Here is a 15617-nt window from a genome sequence, read left to right on the forward strand (position 1 = left end):
TGCCTACTGCATCTGATCGAGCATGGTCGAGAAGGCCGCCTTCAGTCGCAGGGCCTTCTTGATCTCGTCGGCCGTGACGTACGGGTACTCACCGTATTCCAGGAAGCTCGGCACCTGATGCGCCCGGACGAACTCGATGAACGCGGCCGGGTTCTCCTTCCAATCCTCGGGGAATCCCTCCAGGTTGGTGAACACCGTGGTGATACCGGTGCTGCTGAACAATTGCACCGCGTCCTCGGTGTACTTGTCGAAGTCGGTGTCGAAGATGCCCTGGTACTGGAAATGCAGCCCCGAACCGACATCGAATAGCTGCCAACGCAAATAGTGCAGCCGCAGCGGCGCAAGCACTTCCGGACTGGCGGCGACGGCTTCCTCGATTTGTTTTCCATAGGCCCGGACCGCCTCCTCGCGCCCCTCCTTCACCTTGGCGATGATGGAAAAGCCGTGGCAGGCAGGAGTTCTGGGGTACGTGGGCCCGTACCGGCCCTGTTGGAGCTCGAAGTAGCCTTCCGGCGGGATGGCCATGGCGGCCGGCTTGGTCCAGTCAGGATCTTTTGCAGTCAATTTGGAACCCCCTATGCGCTCTCAGGTAACGCGGAACGCTAGCACTGCATGGGTTACGGCAACGGCAATTATGTTGACGGGTCATCAAATTTGCCGGGCCATTTGGCGGAAAACGCGGAAAACATGCATACCGGGCGTATCGTCCGCTGTGTCGGGGCCGTTCGAGGGGTAGGCCACGGCCGTCCCAGTGACGATGCGCCGGGGATGAGGCAGTGATGACGATCGTGGCGAGCCCGAGACGACTCCTCGCCATAGCGGCGGTTGCGCTGTCGCCGGCCCTCATCGGTGCGGTCGGGCCTCCGGCGGCCCAGGCTTATTCCGCCGTGCCGATCGAGATCCTCACCGTGCCGTCGGCCGCGATGGCGCGCGACGTGCGGGTCGAGTTTCTCGGCGGCGGAGCGGGTTCGCATGCGCTCTATCTGCTCGACAGCATGGAGGCCGGTGATGATCGCAACGGCTGGGACATCAACACCGCGGCGTTCGACTGGTATGCCGGAAGCGGAGTCTCGGTGGTCATGCCGGTCGGTGGCAAGTCCAGTTTCTACAGCGACTGGTACGCGCCCGCGGTCGGGAACGGCGGCACCTGGACCTACCACTGGGAGACGTTCCTGACCCAGGAACTGCCTGCCTGGCTGGCCGCCGATCGCCAAGTCGCGCAAAGCGGTAACGCCGTGGTGGGGCTGTCGATGGGCGGATCGTCGGCCCTCGTGCTGGCCGCCTATCACCCGCAGCAGTTCGTCTACGCCGGTGCGCTCTCGGGCTTCCTGAATCTGTCGGCCGCGCAGTGGCCGGGCCTGGTCCGGGTCGCCATGAACTGGAACGGCGGGTTCGATCCCGACGCGATGTGGGGCCCGCCTTCAGACCCGGCGTGGGCCCGCAACGACCCGACGGTCAACGTGGGCCGGCTCGTCGCCAACGGCACCCGGCTGTGGATCTACTGCGGCAACGGCACCGCGCGCGATCCGTCCCTGGCCAGTCCGGATGCGCCCATCGGCGGCCTGGGCTTCCTGGAAGGTTTCGCGATCGACTCCAACCGGGCGTTCGCGGACGCCTACCGCGCGGCCGGCGGCACCAACGCGGTGTTCAACTTTCCGGACGGTATCCACAGCTGGGGGTACTGGGGCGAGGAACTACGCCGGATGAAACCCGACCTGTTACACGTCCTCGGCGCTGCTCCGGTCGACGGCAGCGCGAGCGAAGGCACGAACGCGGTCCTTGGCAACCTTCCCGTTGCCGGTCAGCGGTAGCGCCTCGGTGAACAGGACCACCCGCGGGCGCTTGAAACCCGCGATCTGGCCACGGACGTGGTCGATGAGCTCGTCAGCGGACGGCCGGTGCGCCGGTGCCGGGACGATGACCGCGCAGACCGCCTCACCCCAGTAGTCGTCGGGCACGGCGACCACGGCGACCTGATCCACCCCGGGGTGGCCGGACAACACATCCTCCACCTCCCGGGAGGACACGTTCTCGCCGCCGGTGACGATGATGTCCTTGAGCCGGTCGACCACGAACAGCCTGCCGTCGGCATCCGTGCGGCCCATGTCGCCGGTGTGCAGCCAACCGTCCCCGGTGCCGGCGCCGCCGGGCTGGTACCCGGGTGTCACCTGCGCGCCGCGCACCACGATCTCACCCACCTGACCGGGCGGCAGCAACTCGCCGGCCGGGCCGGCGATCCCGATCTCGACCTGCCGGTGCGGAAAGCCGGCGCTCGTGAGCAGATCGGGCCGGCCCGCGGCCCCGGCCCGATGGTCGTCGGGGCCGAGAAACGTGACGTTCCCACCAGTTTCGGTCATCCCGTAGCCCTGGTGGAAGTCGACGCCGAGCACCTCGATCGCGCGGCGCAGCAGTTCCAGCGGCATCGCGGCCGAACCGTAGGCGATCGCGGTCAGACTGGGCAGGCCGGTCCCGGTGCGGTCCAGGTGGCCGAGCAGTGCGTGCAGCATCGTCGGCGCCAGCGAACACGAGGTGACTGTGTGCGTGCGGACGAGCTGTGCGAAACCGTCGGGGCGGAACTGCCTGCACAGCACGACGGTGGCCGCCACCGCGTGTTGGACCAGCATGTTGTACCCCGCGATGTGGCACATCGGGAACGGCAGCAGGTACACCCCGCCGGGCTGCACACAGCGGCCCTCTACCGATCCTCGCACCGCGGTCAGGATCGAACGATGGCTGTGCACAACGGCTTTCGGAACGCCGGTGGATCCGCTGGTGAACAGCAACCAGGCCGGAGCGTCAGGATTGCCGACATCGGGACACGGGAGATCAGCGGCGGGCGCGGCGGCCCACCGCTCGTCTTCAAATGCGATCGCCTGCTCGATGGGTGCACCGGTGCCGGCCAGGGCCGACAGATACCGCTCGTCGCCGAGCAACAGGGCGGGTGCGGCGGTGGCCAGCTGTGCGGCCTGTTCGGCCGGGCTGAGGCGCTGGTTGATCAGCGTCAGCACCCGTCCACTGCGCGGCACACCGTAGTACAGCTGTGCGTACGCGGCGCCGTTGTCGGCGACCACCGCCACCCGGTCGCCCGGCGCGGTCCGGGCCGCCACCCACCCCGCGACACCACGGATCTGGCGGTCGAACTCGGCGAAGGTCGCGGCGGTGCCGTCGTCGGTCACCACGGCCCGGCGCTGTGGGTCCGCCGCGGCGGCCGCCGAAACGAGCTCGTGCAGCAGGCTCATGCCGGAGCTCCCGGCGGCAGTTCGAACCGGTCCAGGTAGCGCCGCACGAAATCCTGGGCCTGCTGATGGCCCCGGCTGATCCCCAGACCCTGCTCCAGCACCAGGATGCGGGCCAGGCTCGCCACGATCATCGACATCACCACCGGCGGGAACTCGTCGGTGTCGACGCCGTGGGCCCGCAGGGCCGACGTCATCGCCGCCTCCTCGAGATCGCGGAACCGGTCGGCATACCCGGCGATCTCGCTGCGGATGGCCTTGCGGTGATTGGCAAGGGCCATGAACTCCATCCACAAGGCCGCGCCCTGGGCGCTGTTGAGCTCCCACAGCGCGTGCAGCGGGGCATCCTCGGCGAAGGCTTCCCGCTGGGTGCTCAGGTTCGTTTCGGCGCCGGCCTGCAGCACCGCCACGAACAGGTCGTCCATGCTGGGGAAGTAATAGTGCACGAGTGCGGGTTTGACCCCGGCCTGTGCGGCCACCCGCCGCGACGTCGCCGCGGCGTATCCCTCCTCGAGCATGACCTGCGCAGTGGCCCGGATCAGTGCTCGCCGGGTGGTCGAATCGCGTCCGGTAGGGGCTTTTTGCGTACTCATAGCACCCTTGACCACGCGTGGCAGCGACTGCTAGACATTGCCTGAGTGTAATTATTGGGCGATCGCCCAAAGTCGGAAGGTGGGCGATGACGGGACGGGTCGAGGGCAAGGTCGCACTGATCACCGGGGCGGCACGCGGACAGGGACGCAGCCATGCGGTACGGCTGGCCACCGAGGGCGCCGACATCATCGCCGTGGACATCTGTGCGACGTTCGACCGGTCACCGGCATCGGGTGCGACGGCCGAGGACCTCGCCGAAACCGCGAACCTGGTCAAGAACCTCGGGCGACGCATCGTCACCGCCGAGGTCGACGTGCGCGATTTCGGCGCGCTCAAGGCCGCGGTCGACAGCGGTGTCGAGCAGCTGGGCCGGCTCGACATCATCGCCGCCAATGCGGGCATCGGCACCACCGGGGTGAAGCTGGACCGGATGGACGAGGACCTCTGGCAGGAGATGATCGACGTCAACCTCAGTGGGGTGTGGAAGACAGTGAAAGCCGGTGCGCCCCATGTGATCGCGGGCGGGCGCGGCGGCTCGATCATCCTGACCAGCTCGGTCGCCGGGTCGAAGGCCTACCCGTTCACCGGGCACTACGTCGCGGCCAAACACGGCGTCGTGGGCCTGATGCGCAGCTTCGCCGTCGAGCTGGGCCAGCATTCGATCCGGGTGAACTCGGTGCATCCCACCCACGTGAACAGCCCGATGCTGATGAACGAGACGACCTATCGCATGTTCCGTCCGGATCTGGAGAATCCCGGACCGGACGATCTCGCGCCGATCTGTCAGACGTTCCACATGCTGCCGATCCCGTGGGTCACCCCCGAGGACATCAGCAATGCCGTCCTGTTCCTGGCGTCCGACGAAGCGCGCTACATCACCGGGGTCACCCTGCCCGTCGACGCCGGCAGCTGCCTGAAATGACCGTCTATTACGACCCGTACGACGTCGGCATCGTCGCCGACCCGTATCCGGTCTATGCCCGGCTACGCGACGAAGCCCCGCTCTACTACAACGAGCGCTACGACTTCTGGGCGCTGTCCCGTCACGCAGACGTCGAAAAGTCGTTGTCTGACTGGGAAACCTTCTCCAACAGCCGAAGCGACATCCTCGAACTGGTCAAGTCCGACTTCGACATGCCGCCGGGCGTGATGATGTTCGAGGACCCGCCCATGCACACCCTGCTGCGCGGGTTGATGTCGCGGGTGTTCACGCCGCGACGGATGGCCGAGATCGAGGATCAGATCCGGCAGTTCTGCGTGCGCTGCCTGGATCCGCTGGTCGGGTCGGGCGGGTTCGACATCATCGCCGAACTGGCAGCGATGATGCCGATGCGGGTGATCGGAATGCTGCTCGGCATACCGGAATCCGAGCAGATCGGAGTGCGCGACGCCAATGATGCGAACCTGCGCACCAAGCCGGGAGCGCCGATGAAGGTGTTGCAGGCCGACCGCATCGCCGACGGCCGGATCTACGCCGACTACGTCGAATGGCGGGCCAACAATCCCTCGGACGACCTGATGACGGCCTTGCTCAACGTCGAGTTCAACGACGAGTTCGGTGTCACGCGCAAGCTCAATCGCAAAGAGGTGCTGCACTACACCCAGGTGGTGGCCGGCGCGGGCAACGAGACCACCGGCCGGCTCATCGGCTGGCTGGCGAAAGTGCTGGCCGAGCACCCGGACCAGCGTCGGGAGGTCGAGCAGGATCGGTCGCTGCTGACCCGCGCGGTCGACGAGACGCTGCGGTTCGAACCCACCGGTCCGCACGTGGCACGCTGGGTGGCACGGGATTTCGAGTACGACGGGACGACGGTACCGGCAGGCAGCGCGATGCTGCTGTTGTTCGGTGCGGCCAACCGCGATCCGCGGCGCTACCGCGACCCCGACAGCTTCGACATCCACCGCGACAATGTCAGCCACCTGACCTTCGGCAAGGGGCTGCACTACTGCCTGGGCGCCAACCTGGCCCGTCTGGAGGGCCGGGTCGCGCTCGACGAACTGCTCAACCGGTTCCCCGAATGGGAGATCGACTACGACAGTGCACAACTGGCGCCGACCTCGACCGTTCGCGGCTGGGAGAAACTGCGCCTTGTGGTGAACTGAGCACCGTGGACATCTGGATCGGGCAGGCCCGAAGAAGCGTCAGCGGTGAGGTGCCCGCGCCGCCGGAGCAGGTGCGGGCGTTCTACGTCGACCTGGACAACATCTCGCAGGTGCACCCGCTCGTGCAATGGGTGCGCAGTACCTCGCGGGTGACCCTGGCCGACGGATACCGGCAGGACTATCAGGTGGCCGACCGAATCCCGTTGGGGCCGTTCTCCCTTCCGATCACCTACCGGGCCACGCTGACCGTCCCCACCGCGGGAACGGTGACGGCCCAGGCTCGCCAGTTCCCGCAGGTGCGGCTCGACAGCCGGGTGGACTTCACGGCCGGCGGAACCGGAACCCTGATCACCGAGGACCTGACCATCGCCGCACCCAGGCCGTTGTTGGCGATCACCGTGGAGCAGGCGGTTGCCGCCCACACCACGATGCTCGCCGCGATCGGGAAGCTGTTCGCGGCGTGAGCCGTTGGCGAGCCGTGGATTACGCGCTGCTGACCGCTTCGGCGTGCTCGGTGGCCACCGACTTGGCCCAGCGGTAATCGGCCTTGCCGGCGGGGGAGCGCACGATCTGGGGGGACCGGACGAACGCCTTCGGGATCTTGTAGCGCGCGATCGAGCGTTCACACACCGCCGCGAGTTCCTCGTCGGTGGCCGACGCGCCTTCGGCGAACTGCACGACCGCCACGACCTCGTTGCCCCAACGCTCCGACGGACGGCCGACCACCACCACGTCGTAGACCGAGGGGTGCGCGGCGATGGCCCGCTCGACCTCCTCGACGAAGATCTTCTCCCCGCCGGAGTTGATGGTGACCGAATCCCGGCCCAGCAGCTGAATCCGCCCGTCCTCCAAGACGTTTGCCCGGTCGCCCGGGACGGCCCAGCGGACTCCGTCGATGGTGGGGAAGGTGCGCGCGGTCTTGGCCTCGTCGCCCAGATAGCCCAGCGGGATCAGGTCTCGCCGAGCCAGCCAGCCGCCGCCCTCGCCCGGCGCGAGCACGCGCGACATATCCTCGGCCACCACAGCGGTGTCGGACTGAGGACTGAAGGTGGCGGCCTCGGAATCGGTGCCCGCGGTGGAGGCGGTGCTCATCTGAGTGCCCGACTCCGAGGAACCCACGGCATCGAGCAGCATCAGATGCGGCAGCGCGGCCAGGATGCGCTCGCGCACGGTCGGGGACAGCGGCGCGCCACCATTGGTGATCGTGAACAGGCCGGACAGGTCGTAGTCGCCCTTCTCGATCTCGTCGATCAGCGGCCGGGCGATCGCATCGCCGACCACCGGGATGCTCAGCACCCGCTCGCGCGCGGCCAGTGTCAGGACGTTGTCGGGGCGCATCCGCACCACATCGTCGGGGATGACGAGCTTGCCGCCCATGGTGATCGCGTTGTAGGCGGCCCACTGCGCGGCGCCGTGCATGAACGGCGGGATCATCAGCAGTGACAGTCCACCGCCGGCGGTGCGGGCCCGCTCGGCGAGTTCCTCGTACGAGGCGATGAAGGTGTCGCTGCCGAACGGCCGGCCACCCATCGAGGACAAGAAGATGTCGTGCTGGCGCCACAGCACACCCTTGGGCATGCCGGTGGTGCCTCCGGTGTAGAGGACGTACAGGTCGTCGCCCGACGGGGTGGGCATCCCGGCCTGTGGCGCAGGGGTTTTCAGGATCGTCTCGTAGTCGACAGCGCCCGGCAGGAGGTCATTACCAGACTCGTCGGCGACCTGGATGAGCACCTGCAGGTTCGGCAGCTGGTCGCGGATCGCGGCCACCCGGGGCGCGAACTCCGCGTTGTAGATCACCGCGCGGGCATTCGAGTCCTTCAGCAGGTAGAGGAGTTCCTCTTCGACATAGCGGTAGCTGACGTTGAAGGGCGCCACCCGTGCGCGGTAGCTGCCGATCATCGACTCGAGGTACTCGTTGCCGTTGCGCAGATAGATGCCGAGGTGATCCTGCCCAGACTCGTGCCCGGCCAGGCCGTCGCGCTCGGTATGTGTGCCCAGGCCGGCGGACACCAGATAGTGCGCGAAACCGTCGACGCGCGCGTCGAACTCGGCGTAGCTCAATCGGCGGTCCCGCCACACCAGGAAGGTCTGATCGGGCACGGCTTCGGCCACCGTGGAGAACACTGTGGACAGATCGAACTTCACGTCGGCGCTCATGGCACTCCTGATGTGCGCGGATTCGGGCTCCACGACCATACATGGATCACTTGGCTGTATGGCCGCGGGGATGTGACCCGCGCCTCAGGCCGGGAAGAACCCGTCGCCGGTCAGCACACCGGGCTGCCAGCCCTGCGCCCCGAGGCACAACATCGGGCGGCCATCGGGGGATTGCGCGGCGGCCTGCGGGCCCGGGCACGGCGACCCGATCTCCTGCACACCGTGCAGCGGATAGGCGTAGGTCCAGAACCCGGTGTAGACCGGAGGCCACTGGTTGGGAATCCACCGGCACTGCATCGCCGTGCCGCCCGGGCCACGGCCGAACACATTGCGCTCCCAGCTGTAGCACGGCGCGCCGTTGGATGCCTCGTAGCTCATCCCGGGAACATCGGTGGAGTAGCGGCCCGGATTGTCCGGATACATGTTGCTGTTGTCGTCGGCGAGGGCGCTCGGCGCCACCGAGATCGCAGTTGCGAGTGCCGCCGCAGCGACAGCCGTCGTGGCGAAGAGTTCGCGAATCATGTCCCACCCTCAGCAATGCCGGCCGTCAGTCGCGCCGGGCAGTTCGTTGACTTTGGGTCAGAAGCCTAGCCGGTCGCCACGCCGAGCAGTCGGCATTTGGTGCCGTAGTTACTCGCCGGTATCGGTGTCGAGCACACTGACCGCGATCCCGTAGGGCAGGAACCGCACCCGGCGCACCGGATCGGTGTTGCTCGCGTTGGCCCGCAGGGCCTCGAGCTCATTCGGATAGACCTGCTCGATGTGGGCACCGCCGGCCTCGTCGACGGTGTAGATGGCCCATACGCCGTCGCCCTTCTCGCCGGTGGTCTCCGGTTCGGTCCGGGGCCGGGAGAACCGGGTCATCTCATCCAGCAGCCCGGCCCAGCCGACGCCCTGGCCGGGATTGCCCAGGAACTTGCCCAGGCCGTCGAGCGCATCACGCAATCCTTCGCCGGCCTCACGGGCGACGCGGTCGAAGTCCTCGGGATCGAACCCGAACGGTCCACTGCCACTCATTGCGCACTCCTCGGTGGTGGTGGGGTATCCCCACGTCTCAAACACCAGTGTGCGCGCACGCAGCGCCGGGCGGGATGGTAAACGATCCATATGGTCTTCACACGGGACGAGCTGTTAGCCACCGCCGAACTGTCGCCGCAGGCAGCCGGTGCACACGACCGGCAGGCATGGGTGGGTCTGTTCGCTGCGGGCGGACAGGTCGAGGACCCGGTGGGCTCGCGGCCACATCGCGGAACCGCCGAGATCGAGCGCTTCTACGACACCTTCATCGGCCCCCGCGACATCACCTTCCACCGCGACGTCGACATCGTCGCCGGCTCCACGGTGGTCCGTGACCTCGAGCTCGAGGTGGAGATGAGCCGGTCGGTCACCATGCGGATCCCGGCGTACCTGCGCTACGCCGTCGTCGCCGACCCGGCCGGGCCGCGTATCGCCGAACTGCAGGCGTACTGGGAGCTGCCGACCATGATCGGGCAGTTCGCCGGAGCCGGTGTCGGCGCGGTGCCCGTCGGGCTGCGTCTGGCCGGGGCCCTGCTGCGCAACCAGGGCCCGTCGGGCGCCCTCGGTTTCGCCAAAGGCATGAGCGGCGCGGGCCGGGAGGGCAGACGTCTGGTCACCGGCCTGCTCGACGATCTGTGCGCGGGCGACGAGGTGGCGGTGCAACGGAGGCTGGGCGGCGCCGTCGTCCGCTCCGGTGACGACGCACCGCTGACCACGTCCGGGTTACTGGAACGCACCTCGGGCGCATCCTGGCGCAAGCTGATCGTGTCCGGATCGAGCGTCGTCGCCGGGCTGGACCGCGACGGCCGCCGGGCCGTGCTGATCGCCGACCTGAGCACCGGGCCGCGGGCGGTCACCCGGTTGCGTCACTTCACCGACGCGACGTGACCGGGCAAACCGGCCCGGCTTCACCATCCCGGCACTGCGGCGTGAGACCGTAGAAGGATCATGGCTGATCACGCTTACATCACCTACGAGGAATTCGGCCGCCGGTTCTTCGAGGTGGCCGTATCCGAGGACCGGGTCGGCGACGCCATCGGGGCGATCGCCGGCGACGAGTTCGAGATGGGTCCGATTGCCCAGGGCCCCGGCAAGATCGCCAAGGTCACCGCGCGGGTCAAGATCCAAAAGCCCCGGGTCAGCCGCATCGTGGGCGAGACCATCACGTTCTCCATCCGGATCCCGCTGGAGATCGACATGGTGATCGATCTGCGCATCGACCGGCCCAAGTTCATGGTGTTCGGCGAGATCGCCTTGCGGGCCTCGGCATTGGCGGCCGAGCCGCTGTTGCTGATCCTCGACGTCAAGAAGCCGCGTCCGTCCGACATCTCGATCCACGTCACCTCCAAGTCATTGCGCGCCGAGGTGCTGCGCATCCTGGCCGGAGTGGACGCGGAGATCAAACGGTTCATCGCCGCACATGTGGCCGGCGAGATCGACAGCCCGGCATCGGAGCAGGCGAAGGTGATCGACGTCGCCAAGGAGCTCGACTCGGCCTGGGGCGGTGTCTGACACCACCTCCGATGCATGAGCGCGCCACACCGGCCCGTACGATTCCGGCCATGCAGCGCAACATGATCCGGTTCAGTCGAGTGCTCGTCGCCACCGGGGCTTCCGTGGTGACCGGGCTGGCGGCGTTGGTGATCGCCGCGCCGGCCCAGGCTGATCCGATCGACCAGACCTTCGTCGACGCACTGAGTCAGGCGGGGGTGGGCGCTGCCGATCCCGCCCAGGCTGTGGCACTCGGACAGTCGGTGTGCCCCATGCTGGCGGAGCCGGGCCAGACCGCGGCCGATGTGGCCGCCAAGGTCGCCGACACCGGCGGTATGTCGCTGGGGCCGGCGACGATGTTCACCGGGGTCGCTATCTCCACGTTCTGCCCCGCGATGGTGGCCAAAGCCGGCGAGGGCAACCTGACCGGCGGCCCGGCCGACCTGGCGTGGTCGATCCTCGGACTCAGCTAGGCGCTCAGGTGCATCAGGGCGGGCCGCCGGGGCGAACGGCCGGTTCCACCGGACTGGCCGCGAAGGTGACGCCACAGCCAAGGCATGAGCATGTTCTGCGTCCACAGCATCTGTGAGTAGGCCCGGGACCGGAACGACTGCGTCTCGTCCGGTCCGCTGGCCAGGGCCCAATCATGGTTGCTGCCAGGCAATCCGAGCGCCTCGGCGGCTGCGGCGGCGAACAGGCCGTGTCCCTTCGCCGAGCCGTGTACCCGATCGGGACTCCAGGTTTCCGGTTCGCGCATCGAGGGGGCCGAATACAAATCCACGAGCCGGAACCCGTACCGGTCGGCGGCCTCGTTGATCGCGTCGTTGATCTGGACCACCCGCTTCCCGAGCAGCCGGCCCACCGGCAGGATCTGGGTGATATCCGGGAAGGTGGTGGTGACGACGGTGGCACCGGAATCCGCGAGGTCTCGGTAGACGCGCTCGAGATCACCCAGCGCGCGGGTGAACGAGCGGCCCGGCCGGGTCACGTCGTTCATCCCGATGCACACCGTGACCAGATCGGGCTGCATGGACAATGCGGTGGGCAGCTGAGCATGGAGTACATCGCCGATGCGGTGGCCGCGAATGGCGAGATTGGCATAGCCCAACCCCGGATAGAGCCCGTCGAGGCGCACCGCGAGCCGGTCGGCGAATCCCATCAGGCCCACGGTGTCGTCGCCGTCCCAGAGTCCTTCGGTCTGGCTGTCGCCGAGGGCGACATATCGGGTGAAGCGTCGCACCCTGGGGACTCTAGCGCGCACCGGATCGGGCACTGCCCCCGGACACGTCGAAGGGGCGCCCGAAAAGGGCGCCCCTCCTTGATGTTTCACGAAGTTTTGGGCTTACTTCACATCCACGTAAACCGTCTTGTTGACGACGTTGGTCTGAAAGTTGTCACCCGGGTTACCGGAATCTGTCCGGGTGTAGGTCTGCCCCGGACGTACAGCCACCACCGACGCCTTGTCCAGCGGGGTGGAGCCGATGTGGTTGACCACGACCTTGTAACCCTGAGCCTGCAGCTCGCTGATGGTCTGCTGCGCATTGCCCGGGCCGGTGGGTGCGGCCTGGGCCGGTGCGGCCAAACCGATCACGGCGGCCGCTGCAGCGCCTACCAGTGCCGTAGCAAATCCGAGTCTCATCATCTTTGGTGCCTTCTTTCCTGTTCTGTTGTGTCGCACACGGTGCGCCCGGGGTCGACGTTCGTCGGGGCGCCGTAGCTAGTTCGTTTAAGTGTTACCTAACGATTAACCGGCAGTTCACAATTAAAATTCCGGCTGCGCGAAACTATGGGAGAGTGCTGCGTCACAGTTGGGAACCGGGAAGGAACAGAGGGTCCTCGGTAGGTTTCCGCGAGCCTTGGGGTGACTGGACTTACGTAGGGTCAGCAAAGTGGGCTACATCACCTATGCGGCCCTGACGGCGTGGCCGCGTAGCCTGCAAGCCGTGGCAAAGCTGAGTGCCGGGGTGCTGCTGTACCGATTCGCCGGGACCGACGTGGAGGTATTGCTCGCCCATCCCGGCGGGCCGTTCTGGGCCCGCAAGGACGTCGGGGCGTGGTCGGTGCCCAAGGGGGAGTACGTCGAAGGGGAGGACCCTTGGCTTGCGGCGCAACGCGAGTTCACCGAAGAACTCGGCTCCCCGCCACCTGTGGGCCCGCGCATCGACCTCGACCCGGTACGCCAGGCGGGAGGCAAGGTGGTCACCGCGTTCGCGGTACAGGCCGACTTCGACCCCGTGGCAGCCGTCAGCAACACGTTCACCCTCGAATTGCCCAAGGGTTCGGGGCGATTCGTCGAATTCCCCGAAATCGACCGTGTCGCTTGGGTTTCGGTGGCGGTGGCGCGCACCAAGCTGCTGAGCGGGCAACGTCCGCTGCTGGATCAGCTGATGGCCGCACCCGAGCTGGCCGGATACGGAGAAGGCTGCGCGGACACCGGGTGAGGGCTCAGAGATCCAGCGTCAACCGCTGCCCGGCCTCGGCCCGCGACACGCAGGTGAGTAGATAGCCCGCGTCGCGCTCGGGATCGGTCAACAGCGTATCCCGGTGCTGCACAGCTCCTTCGGCTCCGGGCACGGTCCGTATCCGGCAGGTGCCGCAGAAACCCTGCTGGCATGAGTACGGCGCGCTGACCCCGGCCCGGCCCAATGCGGCCAGCAGGGTCTCGTCGGCCCCGACGGTGATCTCGGCGCCGGTGGAGGCGATCGTCACCGAGAACTCCGCGCCGTCGACAACCGGTGGCGCCGCGAACCTTTCGAAATGCAGCTCGACGTCGTCCCGGCCGGTCAGCGCGGTCCGGATTCCGGTCAACATCGGGGCCGGCCCGCAGGCATACACCGTGGTGCCGTCGGGGCAGGCACCGAGAAGATCGCCGGCACTGGGCAAGCCGTCGACATCATCGGTGCGGATCTCGATGCGATCGCCGAACGGGGCGAGCTCGTCGAGGAACGGCAGGCTGTCGCGACTGCGTCCGGCGTACACCATCGACCAGTCGACACCCAACCGGGCGGCCAACCCGAGCATCGGCAGGATCGGGGTGATCCCGATGCCGCCGGCGATGAACCGGAACCGCTGGGTCGGCGACCCGTAACCGGGCACGGTGAGGGCGAAGGCGTTGCGCGGGCCATGGGTGCTGACCTGGCTACCGACCTGCAGGCTGTCGTGCACCTCTACCGAACCGCCGCCGCCATCGGGGATACGCCGCACCGCGATTCGATAACGGTCGGTGACCGCCGGATCGCCGCACAGCGAGTACTGCCGGACCCGTCCGCTGGCCAGGTGAAGGTCGATGTGGGCACCCGGATACCACTGCGGCAGCGTGCCGCCGTCCGCGGCGGCCAGGGTCAGTGCGATGACGTCCTGATCGTGCGCCACCACCTGCCGGTCGGTCACGGTCAACACGATCGTGCGGTCCAGCTCGGGTGGTGGAGTGGACCGCCGCACGAGGCGACCCACGGTCCAGATGGAGGCGATGGCCGCGCCGGCGGCGCCGAGCATGGGATCGTGCCGGAAACGGCCCGACATGCTCGGTGGCAGCCGACGGTAGCGCGACAACAGGCTCGGCATACCGGGGCCCGTCACAGGTGAGCGGCCCGCGCCGCGGGCGAGCTGGCCAGATAGGCGACGGCCTGGGCCGTCGACCCCATCTCCTCCGGTGAGAAGCCCGGCCGGCAGTAGGCCAGCGTGTTGGAGCCGAACATCCGGGAGAACTTCGGCAGCAGCCCGAGCTTGGAGTCACGGATCCGCATCCGGTTCATCCGCCACCAGCCGATGTCGAGGGTCGGGTCGCTCTTGACCATCGCCCAGCACCCGCGCTGGAAGAACAGGTAGACCGCTGTCGCGGCGATCGACATCGCCCGGACCCGGCTGAAATAGCTGTCCTGGAAGTACACCGCCACGTCGTGGGCGACACTGCGGTGCTCGACCTCCTCGGCGCCGTGCCAGCGGAACAGGTCGGTCATCGTCGGGTCGGCGTCATGGTCCTCCCACGTGCAGTTCAGCACGAAGTCGCCGAGCACCGCGGTGTAGTGCTCGATGGCCGCGATGAGCCACAGCCGGTCGCACAGATTGGCCAGCCGGCGGCGCGGGTCGGGGGAGTCCGACGGCGCCAGCGTCTTGGTGAACACGTGCTCGACGAGGGACAGGACCGGCTGATAGTCGACGCCGTGGTTCGTCAGGAACTCGTCGAGCACCTGATCGTGTGTCTCGGCGTGGGTGGCTTCCTGGCCGATGAAGCCGCGCATGTCATCGGCGAGCTTGGGATCGCGCACATACGGCAGGGCTTCGTTGAACGTCGCGACGAACCAGTGCTCGGCAACGGGCAGCACCACGTTGAACAGGTTCACCATCGACGAAGCCACGGGGTGGCCGGGGATCCAGTGCAACGGGATGTCGTCGAGATCGAAATGCACTTTGCGGGCCTGGATTTGTACCGGGCCCGGGTCGATCTCATTGTCGAACCGCAACGGACGCAGCATCGAGAGCCTCCCTGGGATGAGTGGACTCTCAGCAGTGTACGGATTTAGGTGGGAACGGTGGTACCGGGTTACCCCATTCGGGTCCGGAACCGACTCCGATCAGGCCGGCGGCGGGGTACCCGCGCCAGGCGCGCCGGCGATCGGGACCACCGGGGTCGGCGTCACCGTCGTCACGCCGTTGCTACCGACCCGCGGGCCGCCCGGAACGGCCGCATCGGCGCCCTGCTCGGCCGCGGCCTCGCTGCAATCCAGCATCAGGATCATCTTGCCGCTGGAGTTGACCTTCTGGGAGTCGACCAGGCACTCGGCCTGCGGAAGGGCGCTGCCGAAGGACCCGCCGAACGTGGCCTTGATGCCCTGGCTCTTGAGGATCGCCAGCGCCTTCATATAGGGCTCTCCGACGACGTTGACCGAGGCCGCGCTCGGCTGTGAGGTGGCGGTGCCGGCGGCCAACACGGCGATCGAACCGGCGGCAAGCAGACCGCCGCCGAGCGCAACAAGCTTCTTCACGTGAACTCCGTCAGTCGGGTGCGGTTGCGAACAT

19 protein-coding genes are annotated in these 15617 nt (G+C 67.5%); 8 read left to right on the forward strand and 11 right to left on the reverse strand.

Annotated features, from left to right (window positions below; all coding sequences use genetic code 11):
- Positions 1-3 precede the first annotated feature (3 nt).
- Positions 4-525 carry a hypothetical protein gene (locus BN2156_RS04570; protein ID WP_090510722.1) on the reverse strand — a complete coding sequence of 174 codons (522 nt, stop codon included), beginning with the start codon at positions 523-525 and terminating at the stop codon, positions 4-6.
- 254 nt (positions 526-779) lie between these two features.
- On the opposite strand from BN2156_RS04570, the gene BN2156_RS04575 reads away from it, so the two are divergent.
- Positions 780-1811, forward strand: a complete 1032-nt coding sequence (locus tag BN2156_RS04575) for an esterase family protein (protein ID WP_090510724.1) — start codon at positions 780-782, stop codon at positions 1809-1811.
- On the opposite strand, the gene BN2156_RS04580 is transcribed toward BN2156_RS04575, so the two are convergent.
- Both BN2156_RS04580 and BN2156_RS04585 read right to left on the reverse strand, forming a co-directional pair.
- Positions 1719-3239, reverse strand: coding sequence for an AMP-binding protein (locus BN2156_RS04580; protein WP_090510727.1), 1521 nt, complete (start codon positions 3237-3239; stop codon positions 1719-1721). The two genes, BN2156_RS04575 and BN2156_RS04580, sit on opposite strands and share 93 nt — an antisense overlap.
- Positions 3236-3829 carry a TetR/AcrR family transcriptional regulator gene (locus BN2156_RS04585; protein WP_090510730.1) on the reverse strand — a complete coding sequence of 198 codons (594 nt, stop codon included), beginning with the start codon at positions 3827-3829 and terminating at the stop codon, positions 3236-3238. The genes BN2156_RS04580 and BN2156_RS04585 overlap by 4 nt, the downstream gene beginning before the upstream one ends.
- 86 nt (positions 3830-3915) lie before the next feature.
- Between BN2156_RS04585 and BN2156_RS04590 the strand changes: the two genes are divergently transcribed.
- The 3 genes from BN2156_RS04590 to BN2156_RS04600 are packed head-to-tail and all read left to right on the forward strand — an operon-like array spanning position 3916 to position 6397.
- On the forward strand, positions 3916-4752 hold the full coding sequence (locus tag BN2156_RS04590) for a mycofactocin-coupled SDR family oxidoreductase (RefSeq protein ID WP_090510733.1): 837 nt from the start codon (positions 3916-3918) through the stop codon (positions 4750-4752).
- Positions 4749-5933 (forward strand): cytochrome P450, encoded by a 1185-nt coding sequence (locus tag BN2156_RS04595; RefSeq protein ID WP_090510735.1) that lies wholly within the window; start codon positions 4749-4751, stop codon positions 5931-5933. The genes BN2156_RS04590 and BN2156_RS04595 overlap by 4 nt, the downstream gene beginning before the upstream one ends.
- 5 nt (positions 5934-5938) lie before the next feature.
- Positions 5939-6397 carry an SRPBCC family protein gene (locus tag BN2156_RS04600; protein ID WP_090510738.1) on the forward strand — a complete coding sequence of 153 codons (459 nt, stop codon included), beginning with the start codon at positions 5939-5941 and terminating at the stop codon, positions 6395-6397.
- Positions 6398-6416: 19 nt separating this feature from the next.
- Here the strand turns inward: BN2156_RS04600 and BN2156_RS04605 are convergent, their stop codons facing one another.
- The 3 genes from BN2156_RS04605 to BN2156_RS04615 form a co-directional block, all read right to left on the reverse strand.
- Positions 6417-8090, reverse strand: a complete 1674-nt coding sequence (locus tag BN2156_RS04605) for an acyl-CoA synthetase (RefSeq protein ID WP_090515469.1) — start codon at positions 8088-8090, stop codon at positions 6417-6419.
- An 84-nt stretch (positions 8091-8174) separates the two neighbouring features.
- A complete protein-coding gene (locus BN2156_RS04610; RefSeq protein ID WP_090510740.1) occupies positions 8175-8612 on the reverse strand; it encodes a hypothetical protein in 438 nt (145 codons plus the stop codon).
- Positions 8613-8720: 108 nt separating this feature from the next.
- A complete protein-coding gene (locus BN2156_RS04615) occupies positions 8721-9107 on the reverse strand; it encodes an Rv0313 family protein (protein WP_090515471.1) in 387 nt (128 codons plus the stop codon).
- 90 nt (positions 9108-9197) lie between these two features.
- Between BN2156_RS04615 and BN2156_RS04620 the strand changes: the two genes are divergently transcribed.
- Genes BN2156_RS04620 through BN2156_RS04630 form a run of 3 tightly spaced genes read left to right on the forward strand, consistent with a single transcriptional unit; the run spans position 9198 to position 11071 of the window.
- Positions 9198-9995 carry a ketosteroid isomerase family protein gene (locus BN2156_RS04620; protein ID WP_090510742.1) on the forward strand — a complete coding sequence of 266 codons (798 nt, stop codon included), beginning with the start codon at positions 9198-9200 and terminating at the stop codon, positions 9993-9995.
- A gap of 60 nt (positions 9996-10055) precedes the next feature.
- Positions 10056-10619 carry a hypothetical protein gene (locus tag BN2156_RS04625; RefSeq protein WP_090510745.1) on the forward strand — a complete coding sequence of 188 codons (564 nt, stop codon included), beginning with the start codon at positions 10056-10058 and terminating at the stop codon, positions 10617-10619.
- Between the two features lie 50 nt (positions 10620-10669).
- Complete coding sequence (locus tag BN2156_RS04630) at positions 10670-11071, forward strand: DUF732 domain-containing protein (RefSeq protein ID WP_090515473.1); 402 nt, start codon at positions 10670-10672, stop codon at positions 11069-11071.
- Here the strand turns inward: BN2156_RS04630 and BN2156_RS04635 are convergent.
- Positions 11068-11838: an SGNH/GDSL hydrolase family protein gene (locus tag BN2156_RS04635; protein WP_090510747.1), complete on the reverse strand. Its 771-nt coding sequence runs from the start codon at positions 11836-11838 to the stop codon at positions 11068-11070. The two genes, BN2156_RS04630 and BN2156_RS04635, sit on opposite strands and share 4 nt — an antisense overlap.
- A gap of 102 nt (positions 11839-11940) precedes the next feature.
- Positions 11941-12240 (reverse strand): hypothetical protein, encoded by a 300-nt coding sequence (locus BN2156_RS04640; RefSeq protein ID WP_090510749.1) that lies wholly within the window; start codon positions 12238-12240, stop codon positions 11941-11943.
- 301 nt (positions 12241-12541) lie between these two features.
- Between BN2156_RS04640 and BN2156_RS04645 the strand changes: the two genes are divergently transcribed.
- The gene (locus BN2156_RS04645; protein WP_090515475.1) at positions 12542-13039 is read left to right on the forward strand and encodes an NUDIX hydrolase; all 498 of its coding nucleotides are present in this window, start codon (positions 12542-12544) and stop codon (positions 13037-13039) included.
- Positions 13040-13043: 4 nt separating this feature from the next.
- On the opposite strand, the gene BN2156_RS04650 is transcribed toward BN2156_RS04645, so the two are convergent.
- The 3 genes from BN2156_RS04650 to BN2156_RS04660 form a co-directional block, all read right to left on the reverse strand.
- Complete coding sequence (locus BN2156_RS04650) at positions 13044-14162, reverse strand: PDR/VanB family oxidoreductase (RefSeq protein WP_162839207.1); 1119 nt, start codon at positions 14160-14162, stop codon at positions 13044-13046.
- A gap of 11 nt (positions 14163-14173) precedes the next feature.
- Positions 14174-15073, reverse strand: coding sequence for a metal-dependent hydrolase (locus BN2156_RS04655; protein WP_090510751.1), 900 nt, complete (start codon positions 15071-15073; stop codon positions 14174-14176).
- A gap of 99 nt (positions 15074-15172) precedes the next feature.
- Positions 15173-15583 carry a hypothetical protein gene (locus BN2156_RS04660; RefSeq protein ID WP_090510754.1) on the reverse strand — a complete coding sequence of 137 codons (411 nt, stop codon included), beginning with the start codon at positions 15581-15583 and terminating at the stop codon, positions 15173-15175.
- Positions 15584-15617: the final 34 nt, after the last annotated feature.

This window comes from Mycolicibacterium neworleansense (genome assembly GCF_001245615.1).
Classification (GTDB): domain Bacteria; phylum Actinomycetota; class Actinomycetes; order Mycobacteriales; family Mycobacteriaceae; genus Mycobacterium; species Mycobacterium neworleansense.